This is a genomic window from Telluria antibiotica, from assembly GCF_011682055.1.
GTDB lineage: Bacteria > Pseudomonadota > Gammaproteobacteria > Burkholderiales > Burkholderiaceae_D > Telluria > Telluria antibiotica.
In genome coordinates, this window is record NZ_JAAQOM010000004.1 from 123,100 (window position 1) to 146,758 (window position 23,659).

The 23,659-nt window shown below is 66.3% G+C and carries 22 protein-coding genes; 12 read left to right on the top strand and 10 right to left on the bottom strand.

Annotation, left to right across the window (positions count from 1 at the left end; genetic code table 11):
- Positions 1–11: 11 nt before the first annotated feature.
- The 3 genes from HAV22_RS08115 to HAV22_RS08125 all read left to right on the top strand — a co-directional run bounded on the left by HAV22_RS08115 (position 12) and on the right by HAV22_RS08125 (position 3,725).
- Positions 12–1,739: an ABC transporter permease gene (locus tag HAV22_RS08115; RefSeq protein WP_166858343.1), complete on the top strand. Its 1,728-nt coding sequence runs from the start codon at positions 12–14 to the stop codon at positions 1,737–1,739.
- A gap of 104 nt (positions 1,740–1,843) precedes the next feature.
- Positions 1,844–3,139: an ABC transporter ATP-binding protein gene (locus tag HAV22_RS08120; protein ID WP_208296113.1), complete on the top strand. Its 1,296-nt coding sequence runs from the start codon at positions 1,844–1,846 to the stop codon at positions 3,137–3,139.
- Between the two features lies 1 nt (position 3,140).
- Positions 3,141–3,725, top strand: a complete 585-nt coding sequence (locus HAV22_RS08125) for a DUF4337 domain-containing protein (RefSeq protein ID WP_166858345.1) — start codon at positions 3,141–3,143, stop codon at positions 3,723–3,725.
- Positions 3,726–3,854: 129 nt separating this feature from the next.
- On the opposite strand, the gene rph is transcribed toward HAV22_RS08125, so the two are convergent.
- The 3 genes from rph to HAV22_RS08140 are packed head-to-tail and all read right to left on the bottom strand — an operon-like array spanning position 3,855 to position 6,549.
- Positions 3,855–4,589, bottom strand: a complete 735-nt coding sequence (gene rph, locus HAV22_RS08130) for a ribonuclease PH (protein WP_166858347.1) — start codon at positions 4,587–4,589, stop codon at positions 3,855–3,857.
- Between the two features lie 26 nt (positions 4,590–4,615).
- Positions 4,616–5,548, bottom strand: coding sequence for a PP2C family protein-serine/threonine phosphatase (locus HAV22_RS08135; RefSeq protein ID WP_166858348.1), 933 nt, complete (start codon positions 5,546–5,548; stop codon positions 4,616–4,618).
- Positions 5,549–5,556: 8 nt separating this feature from the next.
- The gene (locus tag HAV22_RS08140; protein ID WP_166858350.1) at positions 5,557–6,549 is read right to left on the bottom strand and encodes a serine/threonine protein kinase; all 993 of its coding nucleotides are present in this window, start codon (positions 6,547–6,549) and stop codon (positions 5,557–5,559) included.
- Between the two features lie 166 nt (positions 6,550–6,715).
- Between HAV22_RS08140 and HAV22_RS08145 the strand changes: the two genes are divergently transcribed.
- The 4 genes from HAV22_RS08145 to HAV22_RS08160 all read left to right on the top strand — a co-directional run bounded on the left by HAV22_RS08145 (position 6,716) and on the right by HAV22_RS08160 (position 11,070).
- A complete protein-coding gene (locus tag HAV22_RS08145) occupies positions 6,716–7,603 on the top strand; it encodes a YicC/YloC family endoribonuclease (protein ID WP_166858353.1) in 888 nt (295 codons plus the stop codon).
- Between the two features lie 135 nt (positions 7,604–7,738).
- Complete coding sequence (gmk, locus tag HAV22_RS08150; protein WP_166858354.1) at positions 7,739–8,383, top strand: guanylate kinase; 645 nt, start codon at positions 7,739–7,741, stop codon at positions 8,381–8,383.
- A gap of 103 nt (positions 8,384–8,486) precedes the next feature.
- Positions 8,487–8,690 (top strand): DNA-directed RNA polymerase subunit omega, encoded by a 204-nt coding sequence (gene rpoZ / locus HAV22_RS08155; RefSeq protein WP_056443456.1) that lies wholly within the window; start codon positions 8,487–8,489, stop codon positions 8,688–8,690.
- A 127-nt stretch (positions 8,691–8,817) separates the two neighbouring features.
- The gene (locus HAV22_RS08160) at positions 8,818–11,070 is read left to right on the top strand and encodes a RelA/SpoT family protein (RefSeq protein WP_166858355.1); all 2,253 of its coding nucleotides are present in this window, start codon (positions 8,818–8,820) and stop codon (positions 11,068–11,070) included.
- 70 nt (positions 11,071–11,140) lie between these two features.
- Here the strand turns inward: HAV22_RS08160 and HAV22_RS08165 are convergent, their stop codons facing one another.
- The 7 genes from HAV22_RS08165 to greB form a co-directional block, all read right to left on the bottom strand.
- Positions 11,141–11,878 carry a hypothetical protein gene (locus HAV22_RS08165; protein ID WP_166858357.1) on the bottom strand — a complete coding sequence of 246 codons (738 nt, stop codon included), beginning with the start codon at positions 11,876–11,878 and terminating at the stop codon, positions 11,141–11,143.
- A 56-nt stretch (positions 11,879–11,934) separates the two neighbouring features.
- A complete protein-coding gene (locus HAV22_RS08170; protein ID WP_166858359.1) occupies positions 11,935–12,291 on the bottom strand; it encodes a hypothetical protein in 357 nt (118 codons plus the stop codon).
- Positions 12,278–14,140 carry a carbamoyltransferase family protein gene (locus tag HAV22_RS08175; RefSeq protein WP_166858361.1) on the bottom strand — a complete coding sequence of 621 codons (1,863 nt, stop codon included), beginning with the start codon at positions 14,138–14,140 and terminating at the stop codon, positions 12,278–12,280. The genes HAV22_RS08170 and HAV22_RS08175 overlap by 14 nt, the downstream gene beginning before the upstream one ends.
- Before the next feature lie 9 nt (positions 14,141–14,149).
- Positions 14,150–15,166: an SGNH/GDSL hydrolase family protein gene (locus HAV22_RS08180; RefSeq protein WP_166858363.1), complete on the bottom strand. Its 1,017-nt coding sequence runs from the start codon at positions 15,164–15,166 to the stop codon at positions 14,150–14,152.
- 216 nt (positions 15,167–15,382) lie between these two features.
- Positions 15,383–16,210 (bottom strand): sterol desaturase family protein, encoded by an 828-nt coding sequence (locus tag HAV22_RS08185; RefSeq protein WP_166858366.1) that lies wholly within the window; start codon positions 16,208–16,210, stop codon positions 15,383–15,385.
- Between the two features lie 75 nt (positions 16,211–16,285).
- On the bottom strand, positions 16,286–16,915 hold the full coding sequence (locus tag HAV22_RS08190) for a biliverdin-producing heme oxygenase (protein ID WP_229421142.1): 630 nt from the start codon (positions 16,913–16,915) through the stop codon (positions 16,286–16,288).
- Positions 16,916–16,985: 70 nt separating this feature from the next.
- Positions 16,986–17,552 (bottom strand): transcription elongation factor GreB, encoded by a 567-nt coding sequence (gene greB, locus HAV22_RS08195; protein WP_166858368.1) that lies wholly within the window; start codon positions 17,550–17,552, stop codon positions 16,986–16,988.
- Positions 17,553–17,633: 81 nt separating this feature from the next.
- Here greB and HAV22_RS08200 point away from each other — a divergent pair, with 81 nt between their 5' ends.
- From HAV22_RS08200 to fliB, 5 genes are all read left to right on the top strand, one after another.
- Positions 17,634–18,230, top strand: coding sequence for a hypothetical protein (locus HAV22_RS08200; RefSeq protein ID WP_166858370.1), 597 nt, complete (start codon positions 17,634–17,636; stop codon positions 18,228–18,230).
- Positions 18,231–18,246: 16 nt separating this feature from the next.
- Entirely contained in the window at positions 18,247–19,755 is a 1,509-nt protein-coding gene (locus HAV22_RS08205; RefSeq protein WP_229421143.1) for a PAS domain-containing sensor histidine kinase, read from the top strand.
- Positions 19,752–20,399 carry a response regulator gene (locus tag HAV22_RS08210; RefSeq protein WP_166858372.1) on the top strand — a complete coding sequence of 216 codons (648 nt, stop codon included), beginning with the start codon at positions 19,752–19,754 and terminating at the stop codon, positions 20,397–20,399. Before HAV22_RS08205 ends, HAV22_RS08210 begins: the two co-directional genes overlap by 4 nt.
- Positions 20,400–20,520: 121 nt before the next feature.
- Positions 20,521–22,098, top strand: a complete 1,578-nt coding sequence (locus HAV22_RS08215; RefSeq protein ID WP_166858374.1) for a GGDEF domain-containing protein — start codon at positions 20,521–20,523, stop codon at positions 22,096–22,098.
- A 286-nt stretch (positions 22,099–22,384) separates the two neighbouring features.
- Positions 22,385–23,620 carry a flagellin lysine-N-methylase gene (gene fliB, locus HAV22_RS08220; protein WP_166858376.1) on the top strand — a complete coding sequence of 412 codons (1,236 nt, stop codon included), beginning with the start codon at positions 22,385–22,387 and terminating at the stop codon, positions 23,618–23,620.
- The last annotated feature ends 39 nt before the right edge of the window (positions 23,621–23,659 follow it).

Genomic DNA, 23,659 nt, shown 5'->3' on the forward strand with positions numbered 1-23,659 from the left:
GGAGACGAGCCATGTTCGAACTGTTCACACCGGGCCGCACCGGCCGCTCGTTCCTCACGACGACCCCGAACCGCTGGGACTGGGCGCTGCTGCCGCTCGTCCTCGTCGTGCTGGCGCTGGCCGCGTACGGCGCGATGCAGATGGCGCGCCCGTTCGTGCTGGGCCAGCCGACGCCGATCTCGCTCGACCCGGCCTACCTGCCCTACTACCTGCTGCGCACGATCCTGCGCATGTTCAGCGCAATGGGTGCCGCATTGCTGTTCACGTTCGCGTTCGCCGTCGTCGCCACGCGCTGGAAGAGCGCCGAGAAGATCATGGTGCCCCTGCTGGACGTGCTGCAGTCGGTGCCGATCCTGGGATTCCAGGCCATCGCCATCGCCCCGTTCATCGCCCTCTTCCCCGGCAACCTGCTGGGTGTCGAGTGCGCCGCCGTGTTCGCGATTTTCACGTCGCAGGCGTGGAACATGGCGTTCAGCCTGTACCAGTCGATGAAGACGATCCCGCCCGAACTGGCGGAAGCGGCGCGCGTGTTCCGGCTGTCGCCGTGGCAGCGCTTCTGGCGCCTGGAACTGCCGTACGCGATGCCGGCGCTGCTGTGGAACATGATGATGTCGATGTCCGGCGGCTGGTTCTTCCTCGTCGCCGCGGAGGCGATCTCGGTGGCGGGCCAGGACATCAAGCTGCCCGGCATCGGCGCCTACATCGCCGTCGCCATCGAACAGAAACAAGGCAGCGCCATCGCGTGGGCGATCGCCGCCATGTTCGCCGGCATCCTGCTGTACGACCAGTTGTTCTTCCGTCCGCTGCTTGCGTGGGCCGATAAATTCCGTTTCGAGGAATCGCAGGGCGAACACGCGCAGCAATCGTGGGTGCTGGACTGGGGCCGCCGCAGCGTGTGGATCCGCGCCCTCACCGACCGCATGTGGGGGGCCCTCGCCCGCACGCTCGGCTGGTTCGGCACGCGCGAACTCGCCGACGTGGCGCCGCGGCCCGCGCGCTTCACGCTGTCCACGCGCGCGATCGACCGGATCGTCCTCGTGCTCGCGCTGCTGGGCGCGTGGCGCTTCATCCTGTTCATCCACGCGCAGGTGGGCTGGGGCGAAGCGCTGCGCGTCGTGGGCCTCGGCTGCATCACGCTCGTGCGCGTGATGCTGCTGATCGGCCTCGCGTCGCTCGTGTGGGTTCCCGCCGCCGTATGGATCGGCCTGCGCCCGCGCTACGCGCAAGCCGTGCAGGCACTCGCGCAATTCCTCGCCGCGTTCCCCGTGAACCTGATGTTTCCTATCGTCGTGTACGCGCTCGTGCACCTGCACCTGAACCCGAACATCTGGCTCAGCCCATTGATGGTGTTCGGCACCCAGTGGTACATCCTGTTCAACGTGGTCGCCGGTGCGTCCACGTTGCCGAACGAGTTGCGCCTCGCCGCCGACAACCTGGGCCTCACGGGCTGGCTGAAATGGAAGCGCGTGTACCTGCCCGCGGTGTTCCCCAGCTTCGTGACGGGCGCGATCACGGCGAGCGGCGGCTCGTGGAACGCGAGCATCGTGGCCGAATACGTCACGTGGGGCAAGACGTCGCTCGTGGCCGATGGCCTGGGCAGCTACATCAAGCAGATGACGGACGCGGGCGACTTCCACCGCATCGCGCTGGGCATCGGCGTGATGTGCGTGTTCGTCATGCTGCTGAACCGCTTCTTCTGGCGCCGGCTGTACCTGCTGGCCGAGGACCGCGGTCGTTGATACGCTTGGTGGGCACGGGGTGCCCCCCGACCGCATATCGTCACCGTTGAATCGAATACCGTAGTGTGGGCACCCCGTGCCCACCAAGCCAAATTGGACCGATCATGGAAAACCTGGTTGAACTGAAAAATGTGAAAAAAGCCTTCCGCAGCGCCGACGGCGCGCCGCGCACGGTGCTGGAAGGCGTCGACTTCACGCTGTCCGACGGCGAGATCGTCGCCCTGCTCGGCAAGTCCGGCTCCGGCAAATCGACGTTGCTGCGCATCGTCGCGGGCCTGATACCGGCCGACGCGGGCAAGGTCGAATACCGCGGACGCCCGATCCGCGGGCCGCTGTCCGGCGTCGCGATGGTGTTCCAGTCGTTCGCGCTGTTCCCGTGGCTGACGGTGCAGCAGAACGTGGAGCTCGGCCTGGAAGCGCAGGGCGTGGCCCCGGCCGCGCGGCGCGAGCGGGCCGACGCGATGCTCGACCTGATCGGCCTGTCCGGCTTCGGCAGCGCGCTGCCGCGCGAGCTGTCGGGCGGCATGCGCCAGCGCGTGGGCATCGCGCGCGCGCTCGTCACGCACCCGGACGTGCTGCTGATGGACGAAGCCTTCTCCGCGCTCGACGTGCTGACGGGCGAGACGCTGCGCGGCGACATCCTCGACCTGTGGGACGGCAAGCGCATTCCCACGCGCGGCATCCTGATCGTCTCGCACAACATCGAGGAGGCCGTCATGATGGCCGACCGCATCATCATCTTCTCGAGCGATCCGGGGCGCGTGCGCCACGAGATCCGCATCGACCTGCCGCGCCCGCGCAATGCCGACGCGCCGGAAGTGCGCGCGCTCATCGACGAGGTCTACGGCCTGATGACGATGCGCCCCGCCGCCACGCCCGCGACGGCGCGTGCGGCCGCCATCGACTACCGCGTGCCTGACACGGACGTGGGCCGCATGGAGAGCGTGCTGGAACTGCTGGCCGGCGCGCCGTACGACGGCCGCGCCGACCTGCCGCAGCTGTCGGAAGACACGGAGCTGCCGGACGAGGAACTGTTTCCCACCTACGAGGCACTGGGCCTGCTCGGTCTCGCGCACGTGGAACGGGGCGACATCGCGCTCACCAGCCTGGGCCGGCGCTACGTCCAGGCCGACCAGGCGCTGCGCCAGGCGCTGTTCGGCCAGCAGTTGTTGAAGAACGTGCCGCTCGCGGCGCGCATCCGCCGCCAGCTCGAGGACGAGCCGGGCGGCGCGCTGCCGGAAGATCCGTTCATCGACCTGTTGGAAGACACGCTGGAAGCGGACCAGGCCAAGCGCATGCTGGAAGTGGCGATCGAATGGGGCCGCTACGGCGAATTGTACGAATACGACTATCACACGGGCCGCCTGAAACTGCCGGGCACGGGCAACGCGAAGGAGTGAGATGGAACCGAACGAGATTCTCGACGACGTGCCGCCTTCGGGCGACAACAAGCTCGATCGCAAGGTCGCGCTGACGGTGGCGCTGCTGGCGTCGTTCATGGGCGTCTGCAAGATCAAGGACGACAACATCGTGCAGGCGATGCAGCAGGCGCAGGCCGACAAGATCGACCACTGGTCCTTCTACCAGGCGCGCAACCTGCGCCAGGAACAGGCGCATACGACCCTGCTGCAGCTGCGCCTCGCCGCGGCGTCGCGCCCTGCGAACGAACAGCCTGGCTACGCCACCGCGATCGCCGAGCTGGAAAAACTGGAGCACGACCAGGCGCAGAAGAAGGGCGACGTGCTGGCGCAGGCGAAGCAGGACCAGGCGACGTACGACGCGCTGAACTACCGCGACGACCAGTTCGACCTGTCCGACGCGGCGCTGGCGCTCGCGCTGTCGCTGCTGGCGGTGACCACGCTCACGCGCCAGCGCTGGCTGTATCTCGCGGCGCTGGTGCCGACGGCGCTGGGCGTGTTTTACGGCGTGGCAGGGTTGTTCGGGTTGCCGTTTCATCCGAGCTGGTTGACCGGATTACTTTCGTAAGTCGTTACAACCGCAGGGTGGGCACCCCTGTGCCCACGCGTAACGCCAACATATCGCAAACGTCCGCGTGGGCACGGGGTGCCCACCCTACGATCGGCGCAGGTAACCGTACGTCGCACGCCGCGTACGTTACGCCACCAGGCCCAGCGCCTGCTTCTGCAGGCCCACCAACTCCTGGATACCCTGCTCCGCCAGGTCGAGCAACCGATCCATCCCGTCCCGATCGAACGCCTCGCCTTCCGCCGTACCCTGCACTTCGACGAAGTGCCCGGCCTCCGTCATGACCACGTTCATGTCCGTATCGCAGCCGGAATCCTCGATGTAATCCAGGTCCAGCACCGGCACGCCGCCCACGACGCCGACCGAGATCGCGGCCACGAAATGCTTCACCGGCACGGCCGGCACGAGCCCCGCCGTCACGAGCTTCGAAAACGCGTCGTAGGCCGCGACCATCGCGCCCGTGATCGACGCCGTGCGCGTGCCGCCGTCGGCCTGGATCACGTCGCAGTCGAGGTGCAGCGTGCGTTCGCCGAACGCTTCCAGGTCGAACGCGGCGCGCAGCGAACGGCCGATCAGGCGCTGGATTTCCTGCGTGCGGCCCGACTGCTTGCCGCGTGCCGCCTCGCGATCCATGCGCGTGTGCGTGGAGCGCGGCAGCATGCCGTATTCCGCCGTCAGCCAGCCCTGCCCTTTTCCCTTCAGGAAGCCGGGCACTTTTTCCTCGATGCTGGCGGTGCAGATCACCTTCGTGTCGCCGCATTCGATCAGCACGGAGCCTTCCGCGTGCTTCGTGTACTGGCGGGTGATGCGGATGGCGCGCAACTGGTCGACGGCGCGGCCGCTGTGGCGGATCGGTTGAATCATGAATCTCCTTGGTGGTGAGTGTGTGACTACTTGAGGACCTGCGACGACTTCTCGATCGCGTCGCGGATCTCGGCGATCGCCTTTTCGATGTCGTCTTCGTCGAACGGGTCGTCCGGCCCGGGGGCGGCGGCAGCCGGCGCATCGATGCGGCTCGTGACTTCGCCGTCCGGCACCATCTGCGTCGACACGACGCTCGGATCGGCGGCGCTGGCCGGCGTGCCCGCGCCCTGCCACTGGATCGCGAGCGCGGTCGTGTTGTCGCCGCGGCTGCCGGCGATGGCGGTCGCCGTCGCGACCATCTCCGGAATGGCCTGCACGATGCTCGTCGCGGCCAGGCGCTGCGCGATCTGCTCGTCGGGCAGCATGGACCACAGGCCATCGGAGCACAGCAGCAGCACGTCGCCCGGCTCCAGGCTCGCGCCGCGCGCCACCTCGACCTTCGGCGGCGTCGACGCACCGAGGCAGTTGTACAGCTTGTTGCGGTCCGGGTGCGTGGCGCGCTCGCTCGCATCGGCCTGGCCTTTCGCGATCAGGTATTCGATGTGCGAGTGGTCGCGCGTGCGCCCGACGACCTGGCCGCGGCGCAGCCAGTACAGGCGCGAATCGCCGCAGTGGGCCCAGACGGCGGCGTTGTGCTGCACGAGGCAGGCGACGATCGTCGTGCGCGGACTGTCCGGCATCGCGTGGTCGCGCGTGTACTGCAGGATGTCGGCGTGGGCCTGCTGCAGGGCTTCCTCGAGGAAGCGCTCGGGCTTGCGCACGTACGGCGTGGCCTGCGCCTTGAAGCGCGTGGCGATGCTCTGGAGCGCAATCGTGGCCGCGATCTCGCCGCGCAGGTGGCCGCCCATGCCGTCCGCCAGCACGAGCAGGAGCGCCTCGCGCGTGTACAGATAGCCCATGCGATCCTGGTTGATCTTGCGGCCGCCGATATGGCTTTGCTGGTAGACGGAAAATTGCATGGCTGTCCTCAGGCGCGTCCACGGCCGAAGCCGATGCGTTCGACGAAGCCACGCCAGCCCGATGCCGGCGCCTCCGCCACGGGGTCCTGCGCGTCGCCGGCTGCGGCAGGTGCCGCGGACAGGCCCGCCTGCAGCGCCTTCTGCACGGCGAACACGCTCTGCGGCCGTGCCAGCGGGTCGAGGGCGAGGCACGCCTTCACCATCGCCACGAGCCCGGGCGTGTACGCGCCGTCGAGCTGCGCGAATTGCTGCTCCATCGTGTCCGCCGCGCGGCGCTGGTCGGCCGGTTGCGGCGGTGCGCCCGCCATGCAGGCGAACATGGAGGCGCCGATGCTGTAGATGTCCGTCCACGGCCCGAGCGCGCTGCCTTTCGCGTACAGCTCGGGCGCCGCGAAGCCGGGCGTGTACATGGGCGCCAGCGTGGGCGCGTCCGTCTGGATGGTCTGGCGCGCCGCGCCGAAGTCGAGCAGCATGGGCGAGCCGTCCGTGCGCAGGTAGATGTTGGCAGGCTTCAGGTCGAGGTGCAGCAGCTTGTTCGCGTGGACTTCGCGCAGGCCCGCGCAGACGCCGTTGAAGACCTGCCGGGTGAACGGCTCGCCCGCGCGGCTGCCTTTCGCGACGAGGCGCGCCGCGTATTCCTGCAGCGAGTGCCCGGATTCGTAGGCCATCACCATATAGACCGTGTCGTTAGCACGGAAGAAATTTAACACACGTACGACGTTCGGATGGACGATGCGCGCCAGTGCGCGCCCCTCCTCGAAAAAACACTTCAAGCCGATCCGGAAAATGGGCAGGTTCGCCTTCGGAATCACGGGTGCCAGCTCGCCCGGCGGGCGCAGCGCGAGGGCGCTGGGCAGGTACTCCTTGATCGCGACGGCATTGCCGTCGCCGTCATATGCCAGATAAACAATACTGAACCCGCCGGACGCAATTTTCTTTACAATGCGATATCCGCCAATTTCCAGCCCGTCGGGCAGGGGAGCATTATTCTGGGCAGCCATTTGGGAAAGTATTCCTTGCTAAACACGGCGATTGTGTGGATAAATCACCGCTTTGTAAAGAATAAGGGAATCTCGCAAAACCACAGCGCGCGGCGCCATCCGCACCGCGCCGCGTCGGGGGCCTTGCAGATTCCGGAAATCGGGGACTCCATTGAGCATTTCTAGCATGACAGGTTATGCGGTCGCCACAAGCGAAGGCGCTGCCGGCACGCTGACGATCGAGATCAAGAGCGTCAATTCGCGCTTCCTCGACCTGCAGTTCCGCATCAACGACGATTTGCGCGCGCTTGAACCGGACCTGCGCTCCGCCATCATGGCCGCCATCACCCGCGGCAAGGTCGAGGTCAGGCTGTCGTTCGGCCGCAAGGCCACGACCGGCTCCCAGGCCCTGAACCATACCCTCCTCGCCGACCTCGCGCGGCTGCAGGGCGAAGTCACGCGCCACTTCGTGTCCGCGCCGCTGATGACGGTGGCGGAGCTGCTGCGCTGGCCGGGCGTGATCGAGGAAGCGCAGATCGGCCAGGAATCGCTGCAGGCCGACGTCGCCGCGCTCGCCGCGAAAACGATTGCCGCCTTCGTCGACAGCCGCAAGCGCGAAGGCGCGGCGCTGGAAGCGATGCTGGTCTCGCGCATCGAGGCCATGGAAGCCATCGTCAAGCGCATCACCCCGTTGATCCCGCAAGTCATCGCCCAGTTCCAGCAAAAGGCCATCGAGCGCATGCAGGACGCGCTGGGCCTGGCCGGGCACGGCAATCCGCAAGTCCTCACGCGCCAGGAAGTGTTCGAACGGATCCGCCAGGAAGTCACGCTGTACGGCATCCGCATCGACGTCTCGGAAGAATTGTCGCGCCTGACGGCGCACCTGAACGAGACCCGCCACATCCTCAAAAAGGGCGGCCAGGTCGGCAAACGCCTCGACTTCATGATGCAGGAACTGAACCGCGAAGCGAATACGCTGGGCGCCAAGGCCTCGGTCAAGGAGCTGGCCGATGCGTCGATGGAGCTCAAGCTGCTCATTGAGCAGATGCGCGAACAGGTACAGAATCTCGAATAAGCGCGAGCACGCCGCGGGCGTGCATGCGTCACGCGTGGGCACGGGGTGTCCACCCTACCGCGATTTCGTAGGGTGGGCACCCCGTGCCCACGCGGATTTGAACATCATGATTTACACGTAATAAAGGAACCCACCATGCTCACCTCCGCTTTCTCCGGCAGCCTGTTCGTCGTCGCCGCCCCGTCCGGCGCCGGCAAGTCGACCCTGGTCAATGCGCTGCTGGCACAGGAACCGGGCATCAAGCTGTCGATCTCGACCACGACGCGTCCGCCGCGCCCGGGCGAACAGGACGGCCGCGAATACCACTTCACGACCGCCGAGGATTTCGTCGCCCGCGCCGACCGCGGCGAATTCCTGGAATGGGCCGAGGTGCATGGCAATTACTACGGCACGAGCCGCCTGACGGTCGAACAGGAAATGAAGACGGGCACCGACATCCTGCTGGAAATCGACTGGCAGGGCGCGCGCCAGGTGAAAAAACAGTTCCCGGACGCGGCCGGCATTTTCATTTTGCCGCCGTCGATCGCGGCATTGGAAGAGCGCCTGCACAAGCGCGGCACCGACGAGCCGCACATCATCACGCGACGCCTGCTAGCTGCGGGGGGCGAGATCGCTCACGCTCCCGAGTTCGAGTATGCTATCATCAACGAAGAGTTCAACGTCGCCCTGTCCGAGCTGCAGGCGATTGTCAAAGCGACACGTTCGCGCTTCGCCCAACAGGCCGCTCGCAACGCCTCGCTGTTTGCCCAACTGGGAATCCACGTTCAACAGCAGTCCTGACCGTCCCGCTACGGCTCGTAATTATTTGATCAGTCGGGGTCAGAGCCCAACCGAGAAATTCGGGCTCTGACCCCGAATATGTAAACTTCCCGGAGTATTGAATATGGCCCGCATCACCATCGAAGATTGCCTGAAAAACATCCCGAACCGTTTTCAGCTGACCCTGGCCGCTACGTACCGCGCGCGCCAACTGCTGCAAGGCCACACCCCGAAAGTCGAAGCCAAGGACAAGCCGACCGTCGTCGCGCTGCGTGAAATCGCAGCTGGCAAAGTCGGTCTGGAAATGCTGAAAAAAGTCCCGATGTAAGTCGGGCGGTGCCAGAGTACGTTCTTGGGGTCGGAGCCCGAATTTATCGGGTGGGCTCCGACCCCAACTGATCCCAGCCCGTGATTCTGTTATGCTGTTTCCATACTGCGGCTGATTGTCTTTACGTATGAGCTTATCCTCACCGGATTCCGTCCACTCGGGCACCAACAACAACAACAAGGCGAGCCGGCCCGGCCGGCCCGCCAACAAACCGCAGGAAGCCGAACCGGCCCCCGCTCCGGGCGTCGCGTCGATCACCCATCTGGCCACCAAGCTGGCCGAATACCTCACTCCCGTCGAACTCAAGCGCGTCAAGGAAGCCTACCGCTTCTCGGACGAGATGCACCTCGGCCAGGTCCGCAAGTCGGGCGAGCCGTACATTTCGCACCCGATCGCCGTCGCCGAGATCTGCGCCGACTGGAAGCTGGACGCGCAGGCCATCATGGCCGCGCTGCTGCACGATGTGATCGAGGACCAGGACGTCAAGAAGGAAGAGCTGCTCGAGCGCTTCGGGCCGCAGGTCGCCGACCTCGTCGACGGCCTGTCGAAGCTGGAGAAGATCGAGTTCCAGAGCGTCGTCGAAGCGCAGGCTGAGAACTTCCGCAAGATGCTCCTGGCGATGGCGTCCGACGTGCGCGTCATCCTGATCAAGCTGGCCGACCGCCTGCACAATATGCGCACGCTGGGCGTGATGGCCCCGGCCAAGAAACGCCGCATCGCAAGCGAGACGATGGAAGTCTACGTCCCGATCGCGCACCGCCTCGGCCTGAACGACATCTACCGCGAACTGCAGGACCTGTCGTTCTCGCACCTGTATCCGCTGCGCTACCGCACGCTGTCGAAGGCGATCAAGTCGGCGCGCGGCAACCGCCGCGAAGTGGTCAAGAAGATCCTCGACGCGGTCAAGACCCAGCTGGCCACGGCCGGCCTGCCCGCCGAAGTCTACGGCCGCGAAAAGACCCTGTTCGGCATCTACAAGAAGATGCGCAGCAAGCACCTGTCGTTCTCGCAAGTGCTGGACGTGTACGGCTTCCGCGTCGTCGTCGACACCGTGCCGAACTGTTACGTGGCGCTCGGCTCGCTGCATGCGCTGTATAAGCCCATGCCCGGCAAGTTCAAGGACTACATCGCGATCCGCAAGATCAACGGCTACCAGTCGCTGCACACCACCCTGATCGGCCCGTACGGCACCCCGGTCGAATTCCAGATCCGCACGCAGGACATGCACCGCACGGCGGAGTCCGGCGTGGCCGCGCACTGGTTGTACAAGACGGGCGACCAGAACATGACGGACCTGCAGCAGCGCACGCACGCGTGGCTGCAGTCGCTGCTCGACATCCAGCAGCAGACGGGCGATTCCGCCGAATTCCTCGAGCACGTGAAGGTCGACCTGTTCCCCGACTCCGTCTACGTGTTCACGCCGAAGTCGAAGATCATCGCCCTGCCGCGCGGGGCGACGCCGCTCGACTTCGCCTACAGCATCCACACGGGCATCGGCGACCACACGGTGGCCGTCAAGATCAACCACGAGCCCGCTTCGCTGCGCACGGAACTGCGCAACGGCGACATCGTCGAGATCGAGACCGACCCCGACTCGCGCCCCAGCCCCACGTGGCTGAGCTTCGTCCGCACGGGCAAGGCGCGCTCGGCGATCCGCCACCACCTGCGCACCATCAACCTGAACGAATCCGTCGAGCTGGGCCAGGAACTATTGAGCCAGGCGCTCGGACAGTTGGGCATCAAGCCCGAGCTGGCCCCGTCGACCATCGACCGGCTGCTGGCCGAATCGTCCGCGAAGTCGATGGACGAGGTGTATGCCGACATCGGCATCGGCAAGCGCATGCCCGCCCTCGTGGCGCGGCACATCGTGAGCCTGCTGGGCGGCGACGTCGCCTCCGTGCCGGCCCAGCCGAGCAATGGCAGCGAGCTCGACCCCGTGACGATCTACGGCAGCGAAGGCGTTGCGGTCCAGCTGGCGCCGTGCTGCCTGCCGATCCCGGGCGACCACATCATCGGCCAGCTGCGCCGCGACCAGGGGCTCGTCGTGCACACGGCCGACTGCTCGCAAGCGAACCGCCTGCGCCTGAAGGAACCGGACCGCTGGATTCCGGCCCAGTGGGGCACGGAACTGAACCGCCGCTTCGACTGCCGCATCCGCCTCCTGATCAACAACGAAAAAGGCATCCTGGCGCGCGTTGCCGCCGAGATCGGCGAATCGGACGCGAACATCACCTACGTCGGCATGGACGAGGACGACGAACACATGATGACCCAGCTGCGCTTCACGATCCAGGTCAAGGATCGCGTGCACCTGGCGCACCTGATCCGCAACCTGCGCCGTGTCGCCGGCGTCAACCGCGTCGAGCGCGAACGGGCGTAAGCGCGACGGTGCGTGATTGATGCCGTGTCATCAATCACGCGCTCACCATTCCCACCGCGACGCCTCCTCTTCACAGCGCCAGCGTGCACCGGAACCCGACGTAGGCCAGCTCCGCCTGCGGCCGTTCATCGACGACCGTGAAGACACCGGCCCCATCCCGCGACGACCAGCTCCCGCCGCGCGCCAGCGCCCTGCCCCACCAGCTGCGTCCGGCATGCGGCCACCAGCCGAGCCCCTGCTGCATCGATGCACCCGGCGCCGTCGCCAGCGTCGGCGAACCGGGCGCGAAACAGCGCGCGACGACACCCTCCGCATCGCCCTGCACGTCATCGAATACCCAGCTGAACGCGTTGCCCGCGACGTCGTGGATGCGCTCGCCGTTCGACAGCGCATGCCAGCGCCGTTCCAGCGGTTCGGCCGGCACGACGCAGGCCGGCTGGGCCGCGTCGACGCTGCCCAGGTGCAGGCCCTGGAACATCCGCCCCACTCCGACGGCGCCGCCGCTCCAGTTGGCGGCCTGGCCCGCGAGATCGTGCGCGATGGCCAGCGCCTGCAGTTCCGTCAGCAGCCCGTACCCCGCGCGCGCGCACGCTGCGCGCGCGGCGTGGTAGCCGATGTGCACCCACGGCGGCGCCGTTGCACTCAACACGACGTCGCCGTCGGGCCCGCGCGCCGCGAGCCAGCGTGACGCCGCGAAGGCGGGCACGGTGACGCCGCAGGGCAGCGTCGTGGCCGGCACGGCGACGAAGCCGGGCGGCAGGGAGCACGCGACCGCCACGACGGCCACGTCCGCGTCGAGATTCCCCATGCCGGCCTCACTCGGAAGGAATCAAACGGCAGCGATGTCCGGCACTCATGGCGCACCTAGAACATCTGGTAGACATACGGCGACAGCGCTGCCTCCGGCCGCGCCGCCACGTACAGCGCGTGCAGGGCGCGCGCGGCGTCGGCCACCTGCGGCGCGAGCGCGGCCAGCTCGGGATGCCCGTGCGCGCGCCAGTGCGTCGCCAGACGCGCGCCGAACTCGCCCGCATCCAGGCACGACGGGGCGAGGAAATCGTCGAGGCCCATCGTCGTGCGCGTGCGCTGGGCGTAATAAGTGGCCAGGCGCGGATTCGGGCCCAGCGGGAACGGCACCTCCCCTTGCCCCGTGCCAGCGATCAGGGCGTCGAACAGGGGCGCCGCCAGCGCCCGCAGCGCGCCGTCGTCAATCGAGCTCATAGGTCTTCCTCCAGTCTTCGTCATCCGGCAGAGGCGGCTGGTCGCGGCGCCACAGCACGACGTCTTCCAGCACCAGCATGTCCATCTCCGTCCGCATGAAGCAACGGTAAGCGTCCTGCGGACTGCACACGATCGGTTCGCCGCGCACATTGAACGACGTGTTCACGAGCAGCGGACATCCGGTCAGCCGTTCGAACGCCTCGATCAGGGCACGGAACTCAGGGTGGCTGTCGCGGTCGACGGTCTGGATGCGCGCCGAATAATCGACGTGCGTGACGGCCGGGACGTCGCTGCGCGGCTGGTTGATGAGGGCCATCATGTCGTCGTCGCCGGCCTCGAACGCCTGCATGTCCATCGGCAGCCGGCGCATGGCGTTCACCGGGGCCACCATCAGCATGTAGGGACTGTCTCCGTCGACGTCGAAATACTCGCGGCAGCGCTCGCGCAGCACGGCGGGCGCGAACGGGCGGAACGATTCGCGGAACTTGATCTTGAGGTTCATCGTCGCCTGCGTGCGCGGATTGCGCGGGTCGCCGAGGATCGAACGGGCGCCGAGCGCCCGCGGCCCGTACTCCATCCGCCCCGACAGCCAGCCGACGATCCGGCCCGCCGCGAGCGCTTCGGCCACAAGGCCAAGCCGCTCGCCACGGTCGGCGATCCGCCGGTACGGATAGCCCTTGCGCTCGAGGAAGGCGACGATTTCTTCGCTCGAATAACGCGGCCCCAGGTAGCTGCCGTGCTGCGCATCGCCCGCTCCCGGGACGCGCCGGCGCGGCGCTTCGTACGCCATGTGATGTGCGAGCAGCGCCGCGCCGAGCGCCCCGCCCGCATCGCCGGCGGCCGGCTGGATCCAGATGTCGTCGAAGATGCCGGCCGCGGCCAGCTTGCCGTTGGCGACGCAGTTCAGCGCCACGCCGCCCGCCAGCACGAGATGGCGCTCCCCGCTCAGGCGGCGCAGGTGGCGCGCCGTCTTGATTACGATCTCCTCCGTCACCTGCTGGATGCTGGCCGCGAGGTCCATCTCGCGCCGCGTGATGGGCGTTTCGGGCACACGGGCCGGACCGTCGAACAGCTCGGCGAAGCGCGGCCCCGGCATCGTCATCCCGTCCAGCCAGCCGAAATAGGCCATGTCCAGCCGATACGAGCCGTCGGCGCGGACGTCGATCAGGTGTTCGCGGATGCGCCCGGCGTAGCGAGGACGGCCATAAGGCGCCAGCCCCATCAGCTTGTACTCGCCGGAATTCACCTTGAAGCCGCAGAAGCTCGTGATGGCGCTGTACAGCAGGCCGAGCGAATGCGGGTAATCGATCTCGGCGAACAGCTCGAGCTTGCGGCCGTGGCCGACACCCAGCGTCGTCGTGGCCCATTCGCCGACGCCGTCGATCGTCAGCACGGCGGCGCTGTCGAACGGCGACGGGTAGAAGGCGCTGGCCGCGTGCGCCATATGGTGCTCGGCGAACAGCACGCGGCCGGCGCGCCCCAACGTGCCCAGCGTCTGGCGGACGTGTTCGTTCACCCAGATCTTGTCGCCCAACACGGCCCCGGCGGCCTGCACGAACAGGTCGCGCGCGCCGTCCGCATCGCCACGGCTCGCGCCGGCGCAGGCGTTCTGCACGACGCGGTCGAACGTCAGCAACGGATTGTCGTAGAAGACGATCGCATCGAGGTCGGCGGCGTCGACGAAGCCCTCCTCGAGGCAGTAATTGATGGCGTTGGCCGGGAACGACGGGTCGTGCTTGCGGCGCGTGAAACGCTCTTCCTGCGCGGCCGCGACGATCTCGCCGTCCCGCACGAGCGCGGCCGCGGCGTCATGGTAATAGCCGGCGATGCCGAGAATGGTCTTGCCCATGGCGCCTCCTCAGCTGGCCCGCGCCAGTGGCGCATCAAGCATCGCCGCGACGACAGGTTCGAGCGAACGCGCGAGGGCGTCGTGGCCGGCCGGCGTGAAATGGATGTCCTGTTCCCAGCGCAGCTTGCGGCGCGCGTCGGGCGCGATGCGCAGCAGGTGGGGCAAGGGGTCGTGCAGGCGGCAGCCGGCGTCGTGCGCCAGCTCCGCGAACCGGGCCTGGTAAGGCGCGGCATCGCACGTCTCGTCGAGATGCTGCGGCAACGGCAGCGGCATCAGCAGCACGGGCCGGTCGAGCCCGCGGATCCAGTGCAGCAGGATGGCGCGCAGCAGGCGCCACGCCGGGTTGGCGGGCGAGTCGTAATGCGGCAGCGGCTGGTATTGCGTGAGGTGCTGGATCATGTCGCGCATGCCCAGCTTCGTGACCATCTTGCGCAGCATGAAGAAGCGCCCGCCCTGGTCGACGGCCGCGGCCTGCGCCGCGTCCAGTTCGTCCTCCCCGTACGGTTCGCGCCGCGGCGGCACCTGGCACAGCCGTAACGCGTCGTTCTCCAGCACGTAGTAGGGCTTGGCATACAGGCGCTCGACGCCCCGCTCGTCGCGGTGCGGACGGAATTGCGCGACGACGCGCCGGATGTTCTCGACGAACACGGCGATGATGACGAGGTCGTGCTCGATGCCGCGGGCGAATTCGCGCCAGACGAGGTATTGCTGGTCGGTGCCCGTCGACGACAGGCCGAAGTTGTAGAACTCGACGGGCGGCGCGCCCGCGCCCTCCAGCCGCGCTTCCAGCAGGTCGGTGTAGCGCTGGCGGTTGCACACGGCGTCGCCGGCCGTGAACGAATCGCCGAACACGAGTACCCGCCGATGCCCCGGCGTGCGCGCGTGCGCGAAGGGCCGGTCGGCGCGGAAGCCCTGCTCGTTGACCTGCATGAGATACCCGCCGCCCTCGTGCGGAATGCGTGCTTTCAGGCCGGGAATATATCGATAACCGACGACCGGGTGGTATTCGTAGAGTTGCCTCATCATTTCCTCGTATGCGCTGCTGGACGAAACGATGATGCGATATTTGATTATGCGGATTTTTATGCCACCTCAACTTTCTCGGCACTCACTCCGCCGAAATCGAAATCCGCGTAAATGGAAACTCAATTTCTTCCGATATATTTTTCTCGAAAAATCATTTTAATGGGAAATAAAACAAATACTAGCAGCAGGAGATACCTTGAATGAATTGCACTCAGGCTATTTCTTTATCGTATCCAATAACGGCTCAAGCCGCCGCGCATGCGTGGCGACAGCCCTTGCCCGCATTTGCGCTTCATAGTCCGGATCGAGCGTGCCCATCAAACGGTCCCAGAACAGGAAGTACCAGCCGAAGTTGTAGCGCGCCCGCGCGTGGTGAATATTGTGCGCGACCGACGTATTGACCCAGCGCCCGAACCGATGCGTAGCCCAGCTTGCGGGCAGGATTTCATGGCCCAGGTGGGCATATACGGCATAAGCCGTGTTCACGTAACTGAAAACGAGATATGCGACGATATGCTTGGGCAAGAAAAACAGGATGATGACGACGGCCCCGGAATCGACCAGCGCTTCCAGCGGATTGATGGAATACGTCGTCAACGGCGTCGGATTCGTCGACAGGTGATGCGTACGGTGAAAGAACCGGAACAGCGCGCGATGATGCATGAGCCGGTGCGTCCAGTAAAAATATGTGTCCTGGACGGCCATCATGATCGGCACACTTAGGATCAGATATGCCCAGCCGTAATCCGATACATTTGCATAGAACAGGCGCTGCGATTTGCTGGCGACGAGAAGGATGGCGATCGATATCAGCGTGAACACGAGAATACTGCTCGTCGAATACAAAGCCTCGCGCATCAACTGCTGCCGGTCGATGCGCCCGGGCTGCAGGCGCCTGTTCGCGCTGGCCCGGCGTTGCCACCACGCCCGGGCGACGAAGCCCAACACAACGAACATCAGGTAGCGCTGCGCTTCAACGATGGCGATGAACCTCAGTTGATGCAGGAATTGAGAAGTCGCGGATAAGTGATGCGGAGGCGTCATCGGTCATCGGGCGCATCGACAATGTCGTGCTAGAAGGAAATGACCAAGCGTAACATAATGTCAATACAAGAATAATCACGGACTGTCACGCCCGGCGATCGACCCGGATGGCGCCGGCACCCGAACAACGCAACGCCGTTGGTGCAATTCGAGGATGCGGTCGAATGCCGCGCATGCCCCGGCGCACGCGTCCGCGATCTCGGCCGATGTGCGCACGCCCGCGCGCAGCGCTTGCATGAAGGCGCGCCAGCGCGGGCCGGGGCCGGCGGCGTCGCCTTTCAGGTAGCGCAGCGGGTGCGGCGCCAGACGGTCGCGGAGGCGGCCGTACAGCACGGCGCCGCCGAGTTGCGAACCTTCGATCACGTAGTGCACGCCCCAGCGGTAGGCGGCGCTCGCCGACGCGGGCCAGATGGGGCCGGCCGGGGTGGTCGCGAATGTGTATCCCGCATCCGCGAGGTCGGCGTCGATCTGCGCCAGGCGCGCCGCGTGGTCGACCTGGGGACCATCCGCGTAACCGTCCAGCCACGCTTCCAGGGGCGCGAGCCAGGCGCGCAGCAGGGCCAGGTGGGCGGTGTAGTCGTGCAGGGAGGCGTCGGGGGCGCCGATCGGCAGGTCGGCGTCGAGCGCCGCGTGGCGGCTGGCGGTGGCTGCGCGCAGGGCGGTCAGCGGATCGGCTTCGGACGCGACATCGGTGGAGCGGTTCATGGCATGCGGGAAGCTGAAACCGCCATCTTATCAGCCGCATCGGCGGCGCGCCGCGCGCCCGTCCGCGACATCAGTCGGCGGCCGGTTCCGGATACTCGACGCTCAGGATTTCCAGCTCGTCATTGCCTTGCGGCGTATGCAGCGCGACGACGTCGCCTTCGCGCGCCTTGGTCAGCGCGCGCGCCACAGGGGAGACCCAGCTGATCTTGCCCTTCAGCGGGTCGAGCTCGTCGATGCCGACGATGGTCACGGTATGTTCCTCGCCCGCCTTGCTGACGTAGCAGACCGTGGCACCGAAGAACACCTGGTCGTTGCCGTGGTGGACGGACGGGTCGACGACGAACGCGGAGTCGAGGCGCTTCGTGAGGAAGCGGATGCGCCGGTCGATCTCGCGCAGGCGGCGCTTGCCGTAGATGTAGTCGCCGTTTTCCGAGCGGTCGCCGTTCGACGCGGCCCAGTGGACGATGCGCACGACTTCCGGCCGGTCGACGTCGATCAGCTGCAGCAGCTCGTCCTTGATGGCCTTGTGGCCAGCCGGCGTGATGTAGTTCTTGGACCCGGCCGGAATCGCCCGGGCGAGCGCCAGGGCCTCGTCATCGTCGTCGTTGTCCGACTCTTTTACAAATGCCTTGTTCATGCGGCTATTGTAGCGCCTTCGACAACCCGCGCGCGCATGACCGGGACCGGTGCCGCCCCCGTTTTCCCGTATCATGAAGCCATGACACGAGCCCTGCCACGCAGCCGGATGTTCGCACCGCTGGTGTACCTGGCGGCCGTCGTGCTGCTCGTCGAGGAATGGTGCTGGGACGCCGGCATGCGCCTCGCGCGCGCCCTCGCGCGCTGGCCCGCGCTGGCCGCGCTGGAAGTCCGCGTGCGCCTGCTGCCGCCGTACGGCGCCCTGTGCGCGTTCGTACTGCCCGGCCTGCTGCTACTGCCCGTCAAGGTGGTGGCACTTCTCGCCATTGCCCACGGCCACGTGCTGTCCGGCATCGCGACCATCGTCGTCGCGAAGGTCGGCGGGGCGGCCGTCGTGGCCCGGCTGTACGTGCTGACGTTGCCGACATTGCTGGCCGTCGGCTGGTTCGCGCGCTGCCACGGCTGGTTCATGGCGGCCAAGACCCGCTGCCTCGATTACCTGCGATCGAGCCACGCCTATCACCTCACCGGACGCGCGTTGCGGGCGCTGCGCGTCGGCTTCAGGCGCGCGGTGCGCCGGTTGCGGCCCCGCCCGGCCGGCCCGAACGGCCGCCATGCCAGCCGCACCGTGCGCGTGCTGCGCCGCTTCGTGGTCCAGTGGCGTGCGCGCCGGCGCTAACCGGTAAACTGTGAACATGAGCCCAGACACGCCCTATCCCGCCCCCGATACCGCGGTAGCGTCCGCGCCGTCGCCCGTCCTCGCGCCCGCGATGCAGGCGTCGACGACCGAGATCTACCTGTTCGACGCCGACACGCTGCGCCTCGTCGACGTCAACCAGGCGGCCCGCCGCAACCTCGGCCATGAACTCAAGACACTGAGCGGCATGACCCCGCTCGACCTGGCGCCCCAGCTCGACCAGGGCGAGCTGCGCGCGCTCATCGATTCGCTGGGCCAGGAGATCGGCGACCAGGTCAGCCTGCGCACGCGCCATCGCCGCGCCGACGGCAGCACGTACCCGATCAGGCTATGCTTCCTGCGCATCGTGCGCGACGGCCGCTCGCTGATCCTCGCCATCGGCGACGACCTGTCGCTGGAACTCGCGGCCGGCATCGCGCTCGAGCAATACCAGGCGCGCTTCAACGCCGTCGTCAACCACACGCCCGGCCTCGTCTACCAGTTCGTGCTGCACGCGGACGGCACCATGGCCTATCCCTACCTGAGCGAAGGCTGCACGGCGCTGCTGGGCCTGTCGGTGTCGGAACTCCAACAGGATCCGGACCGCTTCGTGAAGCTGATCCTTCCCGAGGACCGCAAGGGTTACCAGGATGCGATGGCCGCATCGAAGACGGCGCTGGCCGCGTGGAACTGGGAAGGCCGGATCTGCGTGGAGGCGTGGAACGACGTCAAGTGGATCAGCCTGCGCGCGACGCCGTTGCCGCTGGATGGCGGCGGCATGCAGTGGGACGGCATCATGACCAACGTCACCGCGAGCAAGCTGGAACAGGAAGAGACGCGCCGTTCGCGCGCCCGGCTGGCCGAGCTGACGAACCACATCCAGCAAGTCAAGGAACAGGAACGGGCCCGCATCGCGCGCGAGATCCACGACGACCTGGGCGGCAACCTCACGGCGATCAAGATGGCACTCGCAATGCTCGCGGGGCGCCTGCCCGACGACCCCGCGTTGCGCGACAAGGCGGATTACCTGGACGACCTCGTCGACCGCACGATCGAGGCCGTGCACCGCATCTCGCTCGACCTGCGCCCCAGCACGCTCGACCTGGGGCTCGTCGCGGCACTCGAGTGGCAGGCGCGCGAATTCGAGAAGCAGATGGGCATCGCCTGCGTGTTGCGCTGCGCCGACCGGGAAATCGAACTCGACCCGGACCGGGCGGCCGCGCTGTTCCGCATCGTCCAGGAAGCGCTGACGAACATCGCCAAGCACGCGGGCGCCACGCGGGTGACGGTGAGCCTGCGCCGCCAGCGCCAGCACTTGACGCTCGGCATCTGCGATAATGGCCGCGGCATCACGCCCGCCGACCGTCTCAAGCCCCAATCGTTCGGCCTGCGCGGCATGAGCGAACGCGCCCGCGCGCTGGGCGGCACGCTCAGCCTGGAGCAGGCACCGGGAGGCGGCACGATGGTCGTCGTCAAGATCAGGCTGGCCGCCCCCGCGGCCGGACGCAGCGAATCCACCCGAGCATGACAGAAAAAGCCAGCATCCGCGTTTTTATTGCAGACGATCACGCCATCGTGCGTGAAGGCCTGAAACAGATCCTCGCCGAACAGCGCGACATCGTCGTCGCGGGCGAAGCCGAGACGGGCCTCGACGCCATCAAGCTGTTCCGCAAGTCCCGCTGCAACGTGGTGCTGCTCGACATCTCCCTGCCCGACCGCAACGGCATCGAAGTGCTCAAGCAGATCAAGAGCGAGAAGCCGGAGCTGGCCGTGCTGATGCTGTCCATGCACCGCGAAGACCAGTACGCCATTCGCGCGCTGAAGGCGGGCGCCGCCGGTTATCTCACCAAGCAGAGCGCGCCGAAGGAACTCGTCAACGCGATCCGCCAGGTGGCGAGCGGCCAGCGCTACGTCAGCGCGCAGTTGGCCCAGGTGCTGGCGGCCCAGTTGGGCGAGAACCACGACACGCCCGTGCACGAAACACTGTCCGACCGCGAATACCAGACCCTCACCCTGATCGCCTCCGGCAGGACCGTCAGCGAGATCGCGCGCGAACTCTCGCTGTCGGTGAAGACCGTCAGCGAATACCGCTCGCGCCTGCTGGCCAAGATGAAACTGAAGACCAGTGCCGAACTCACGCACTACGCCATCCGCAACCAGCTGATTGACTGATTCACCCGCTGTCAATACAGTCTGTACATATGCGTGGTAATTCCGCGTTTAATCAGCGATTTGATTTTCTGACAGCGGCTTACTATGGCGACAATAAGCATTCCATATTGCAACGTCCAAAATGTCCAGCTCAAATCGCCCGCCGGGGGATTCCGGCCCCAACCCCGCCGACATCGCACGCGAAGCGTTCCGCCGGCTTGCCACGCGGCGCGTCGCGCCGACGCCCGACGCCTATCGCGAGATCTATAACGAGATCGCCGGCACCGAGGCGCCGCCGCCCGCTCCGGCGTCCGACCCCGGCCCGGAACACGTGCTGTCCGGCTTTGCGCACAAGCTGGCCGACACGCCGGGCGAACTGGCGGAATTCGGCGTCCGCTTCAACCGTGCCGTCAAGCAGCGCGACTGGGACGGTTATGCGCGCACGCTGTCGCAACTGGCCGAGAAACACCTGCGCCGCCATACGCACCCCGCCCTCTCGCTGGGGGCCGAGGATGGCGACGCGAAGCTGCTGCGCGACCTGCTCAGCCGCACGCTGACGTTCGCCGTCGCGTCGCTGCTGTCGGGCACGCCGACGCTGTCCAGGGAGGCGGAATCGCTGGGCGCCGCTGTCAAGATCGCGCACAGCGAAGACGCGCTGCAGGAGATCGCGACGCGCCTGAAAGACTTGTGCTACCAGATCGAACTGAAGAGCGGCGACACGGCCGAGCAGCAGGAGCTGTTGTTGCGCCTCTTTAAACTGCTGCTGGAAAACGTGTCCGAACTGCTGGACGACGACAGCTGGATGCGCGGCCAGATCGCCGCCGTGCAGGACCTGATTTCGGGGCCCCTGGACCACCGCGCCCTGGAAGACGCCACGCGCAGCCTGAAGGACGTCATCTACAAGCAGGGGCAGCTGAAGCACGGCATCGCGGACGTCAAGGCGACCGTCAAAAACATGATGATGACGTTTATCGACCGTCTCGGCTCGGTGGCGGCGTCGACCGGCGACTTCCACGAAAAGATCGGCGGGTTTTCCGAGCGCATCCGCCACGCGGGCAATATCGAGGAATTGAACGTCGTGCTGGAAGAAGTGCTGCGCGAAACGAAGATCGTGCAGGCCGAGGCGATGGCGTCGCGCGACCGCATGCTGGCCGCGCACCAGGAAGTGCAGGAAGCCGAGGCGCGCATCCGCGACCTGGAAGCGAAGCTGCAGCACATGAGCGAGCTGGTGCGCGAAGACCAGTTAACGGGCAGCCTCAACCGTCGCGGCCTGGACGACGTGTTCGAACGCGAGAGCGCCCGCGCCGACCGCCGCGGCACGCCGCTGTGCGTGGCCCTGCTCGACCTGGACAATTTCAAGAAGCTCAACGACACCTACGGCCACCTGGCCGGCGACAACGCCCTGCGCCACCTGGTGAAAGTCGTGCGCGACACGCTGCGCTCGATGGACGTGATCGCGCGGTTCGGCGGCGAAGAATTCCTCATCGTGTTGCCGGAGACGAATGTCGAGGCCGCCTCCGCCGCCATGGTCCGGGTGCAGCGCGAATTGACGAAGCATTTCTTCCTGCACGAAAACGAGAAGATGCTCATCACGTTTTCCTGCGGCGTCGCGCTGCGCCGGCCGAACGAGGACCAGGCGAGCCTGATGGCGCGGGCGGACCGGGCCATGTACGAGGCGAAGCAGAACGGCAAGAACCAGGTGGTGGTGGCGCGGGACTGACCCCGCCGTCCTTCATTCCACGCACACGCCGGCCGTCGAGCCGGCTTTCCCCTTTCACGCAACCCCTGCAGGGCGCGGTGCCGTTCAACCGCGCCTGCAGCCGTTGCGCTCGCGGTTGCATGGTCACGCATCGCTGACACGGCGCCGTGGCCGAAAGACTGAATCGTAATCCCCCGCTTTATCGACGATTTGATTTCCTGGCGTCGGCTTACCATGGCACCAATAAGATTCCGTATTGCAACGGCCATGCGGAAGCTAGACCCATGACGTCACTTCAGGATCCGACATGTCCAAATTGCATCCCACGAAAACCCTGTCCGCGCTGGTGCCGCGCTACGTGACACGCTTCGCGTGCGTCGGCGCCGCCTGCGAAGACAATTGCTGCTCCGGCTGGCTCGTCACGCTCGACAAGAAGACCTTCAACGCCTATCGCAACTCGACCCATCCGGAGTTGAAGCCGATCTTCATCAAGCATGTCAAGCGTTCGCGTGCCACGAACAATGATCTGCACTACGGAAAGATCACACCCGAACCGGGCAGCCAGTCATGCTCGGCCCTGTGCGAGGGCCTGTGCGCTATCCAGAAGCACCTCGACGCGAGCCATCTGTCGAACACCTGCTTCACCTATCCCCGCCAGACGCGCCGTTTCCTCGGTCAGCACGAACAGGCCTTGAACCTGTCGTGCCCGGAAGCGGCCCGCCAGGCGCTGCTGCACTCGGATGCCTTCGATTTCGTTGAAGAAAAGGTCACGGTGCGCGATGCGGATATGGTCGAAGGCTTTGCCGCGTTCGGCCTCACCACTGCCGCGATGAACGACGTCCGCATCTTCTGCCTGCAACTGATGCGCACGACCGACCTGGCGCTGTGGCAGCGGCTGGCGATCCTGGGCGTATTCTGCGAACGCCTGAACGTCACACTGGCAAATGCGCAACATGTCGCCGTGCCCGCCCTGCTGCGCGATTTCGCCACCCTGATCGAACAAGGCGGCATCGTGGACGCACTGCGCGACCTGCGCCCGAACCACGAAGCGCAAGCAATGGTGTTCTCGACCCTGCTGGCCGACCGCGGTTTCACGACCACGTCTCGGATGCAAGCCGACCAGGTGCGGATGATCAGCGCCAACCTCGGCGCCGACGAAAGCGGCCAGACGACCGCGGAGGCCCTCGTCACCGCGTACACGCGGGGGCTGGAACGCCTGGGACACGCACTGGAGCAAGCGCCTCACCTGCTCGAGAACTACGTCCTTAACGAAATGTTCCTGACCTTGTTCCCGTTTTACGGCATCAATCCGTTCGACGCCTACCTGCAATTGGTGGCGCGTTTCGGCCTGTTGCGCCTGATCCTTGCCGCGCAGTGCAACAACGAAGGCGATTTACCGGACGCAAATGTCCTCGTGAACACCGTGCATGTCTATTGCCGCCGTTTCCAGCACCAGGGCACGTTCGCGCGCCGCGTCAACGGGGCGCTGCACGCCAGCGGCTGGTCGAGCCTGGACAAGCTGTACGGTTTTTTGCGTAGCTGAAAGAACAAAACGGAGCACTGAAAAACGCGGGGCCGGCAG

Excerpts from the sequence above, each read along its gene's own strand:
- HAV22_RS08190 (WP_229421142.1), bottom strand. The coding sequence starts at position 16,915 with ATGAACCGCTCCACCGATGTCGCGTCCGAAGCCGATCCGCTGACCGCC.
- rpoZ (WP_056443456.1), top strand. The coding sequence starts at position 8,487 with ATGGCCCGCATCACCATCGAAGATTGCCTGAAAAACATCCCGAACCGT.
- rph (WP_166858347.1), bottom strand. The coding sequence starts at position 4,589 with ATGATTCAACCGATCCGCCACAGCGGCCGCGCCGTCGACCAGTTGCGC.
- HAV22_RS08165 (WP_166858357.1), bottom strand. The coding sequence starts at position 11,878 with ATGGGGAATCTCGACGCGGACGTGGCCGTCGTGGCGGTCGCGTGCTCC.
- fliB (WP_166858376.1), top strand. The coding sequence starts at position 22,385 with ATGTCCAAATTGCATCCCACGAAAACCCTGTCCGCGCTGGTGCCGCGC.
- HAV22_RS08210 (WP_166858372.1), top strand. The coding sequence starts at position 19,752 with ATGACAGAAAAAGCCAGCATCCGCGTTTTTATTGCAGACGATCACGCC.
- HAV22_RS08200 (WP_166858370.1), top strand. The coding sequence starts at position 17,634 with ATGACACGAGCCCTGCCACGCAGCCGGATGTTCGCACCGCTGGTGTAC.
- HAV22_RS08115 (WP_166858343.1), top strand. The coding sequence starts at position 12 with ATGTTCGAACTGTTCACACCGGGCCGCACCGGCCGCTCGTTCCTCACG.
- HAV22_RS08135 (WP_166858348.1), bottom strand. The coding sequence starts at position 5,548 with ATGCAATTTTCCGTCTACCAGCAAAGCCATATCGGCGGCCGCAAGATC.
- HAV22_RS08170 (WP_166858359.1), bottom strand. The coding sequence starts at position 12,291 with ATGAGCTCGATTGACGACGGCGCGCTGCGGGCGCTGGCGGCGCCCCTG.
- HAV22_RS08160 (WP_166858355.1), top strand. The coding sequence starts at position 8,818 with ATGAGCTTATCCTCACCGGATTCCGTCCACTCGGGCACCAACAACAAC.
- greB (WP_166858368.1), bottom strand. The coding sequence starts at position 17,552 with ATGAACAAGGCATTTGTAAAAGAGTCGGACAACGACGACGATGACGAG.
- HAV22_RS08125 (WP_166858345.1), top strand. The coding sequence starts at position 3,141 with ATGGAACCGAACGAGATTCTCGACGACGTGCCGCCTTCGGGCGACAAC.
- HAV22_RS08140 (WP_166858350.1), bottom strand. The coding sequence starts at position 6,549 with ATGGCTGCCCAGAATAATGCTCCCCTGCCCGACGGGCTGGAAATTGGC.
- gmk (WP_166858354.1), top strand. The coding sequence starts at position 7,739 with ATGCTCACCTCCGCTTTCTCCGGCAGCCTGTTCGTCGTCGCCGCCCCG.
- HAV22_RS08180 (WP_166858363.1), bottom strand. The coding sequence starts at position 15,166 with ATGATGAGGCAACTCTACGAATACCACCCGGTCGTCGGTTATCGATAT.
- HAV22_RS08145 (WP_166858353.1), top strand. The coding sequence starts at position 6,716 with ATGACAGGTTATGCGGTCGCCACAAGCGAAGGCGCTGCCGGCACGCTG.
- HAV22_RS08205 (WP_229421143.1), top strand. The coding sequence starts at position 18,247 with ATGAGCCCAGACACGCCCTATCCCGCCCCCGATACCGCGGTAGCGTCC.
- HAV22_RS08215 (WP_166858374.1), top strand. The coding sequence starts at position 20,521 with ATGTCCAGCTCAAATCGCCCGCCGGGGGATTCCGGCCCCAACCCCGCC.
- HAV22_RS08185 (WP_166858366.1), bottom strand. The coding sequence starts at position 16,210 with ATGACGCCTCCGCATCACTTATCCGCGACTTCTCAATTCCTGCATCAA.
- HAV22_RS08175 (WP_166858361.1), bottom strand. The coding sequence starts at position 14,140 with ATGGGCAAGACCATTCTCGGCATCGCCGGCTATTACCATGACGCCGCG.
- HAV22_RS08120 (WP_208296113.1), top strand. The coding sequence starts at position 1,844 with ATGGAAAACCTGGTTGAACTGAAAAATGTGAAAAAAGCCTTCCGCAGC.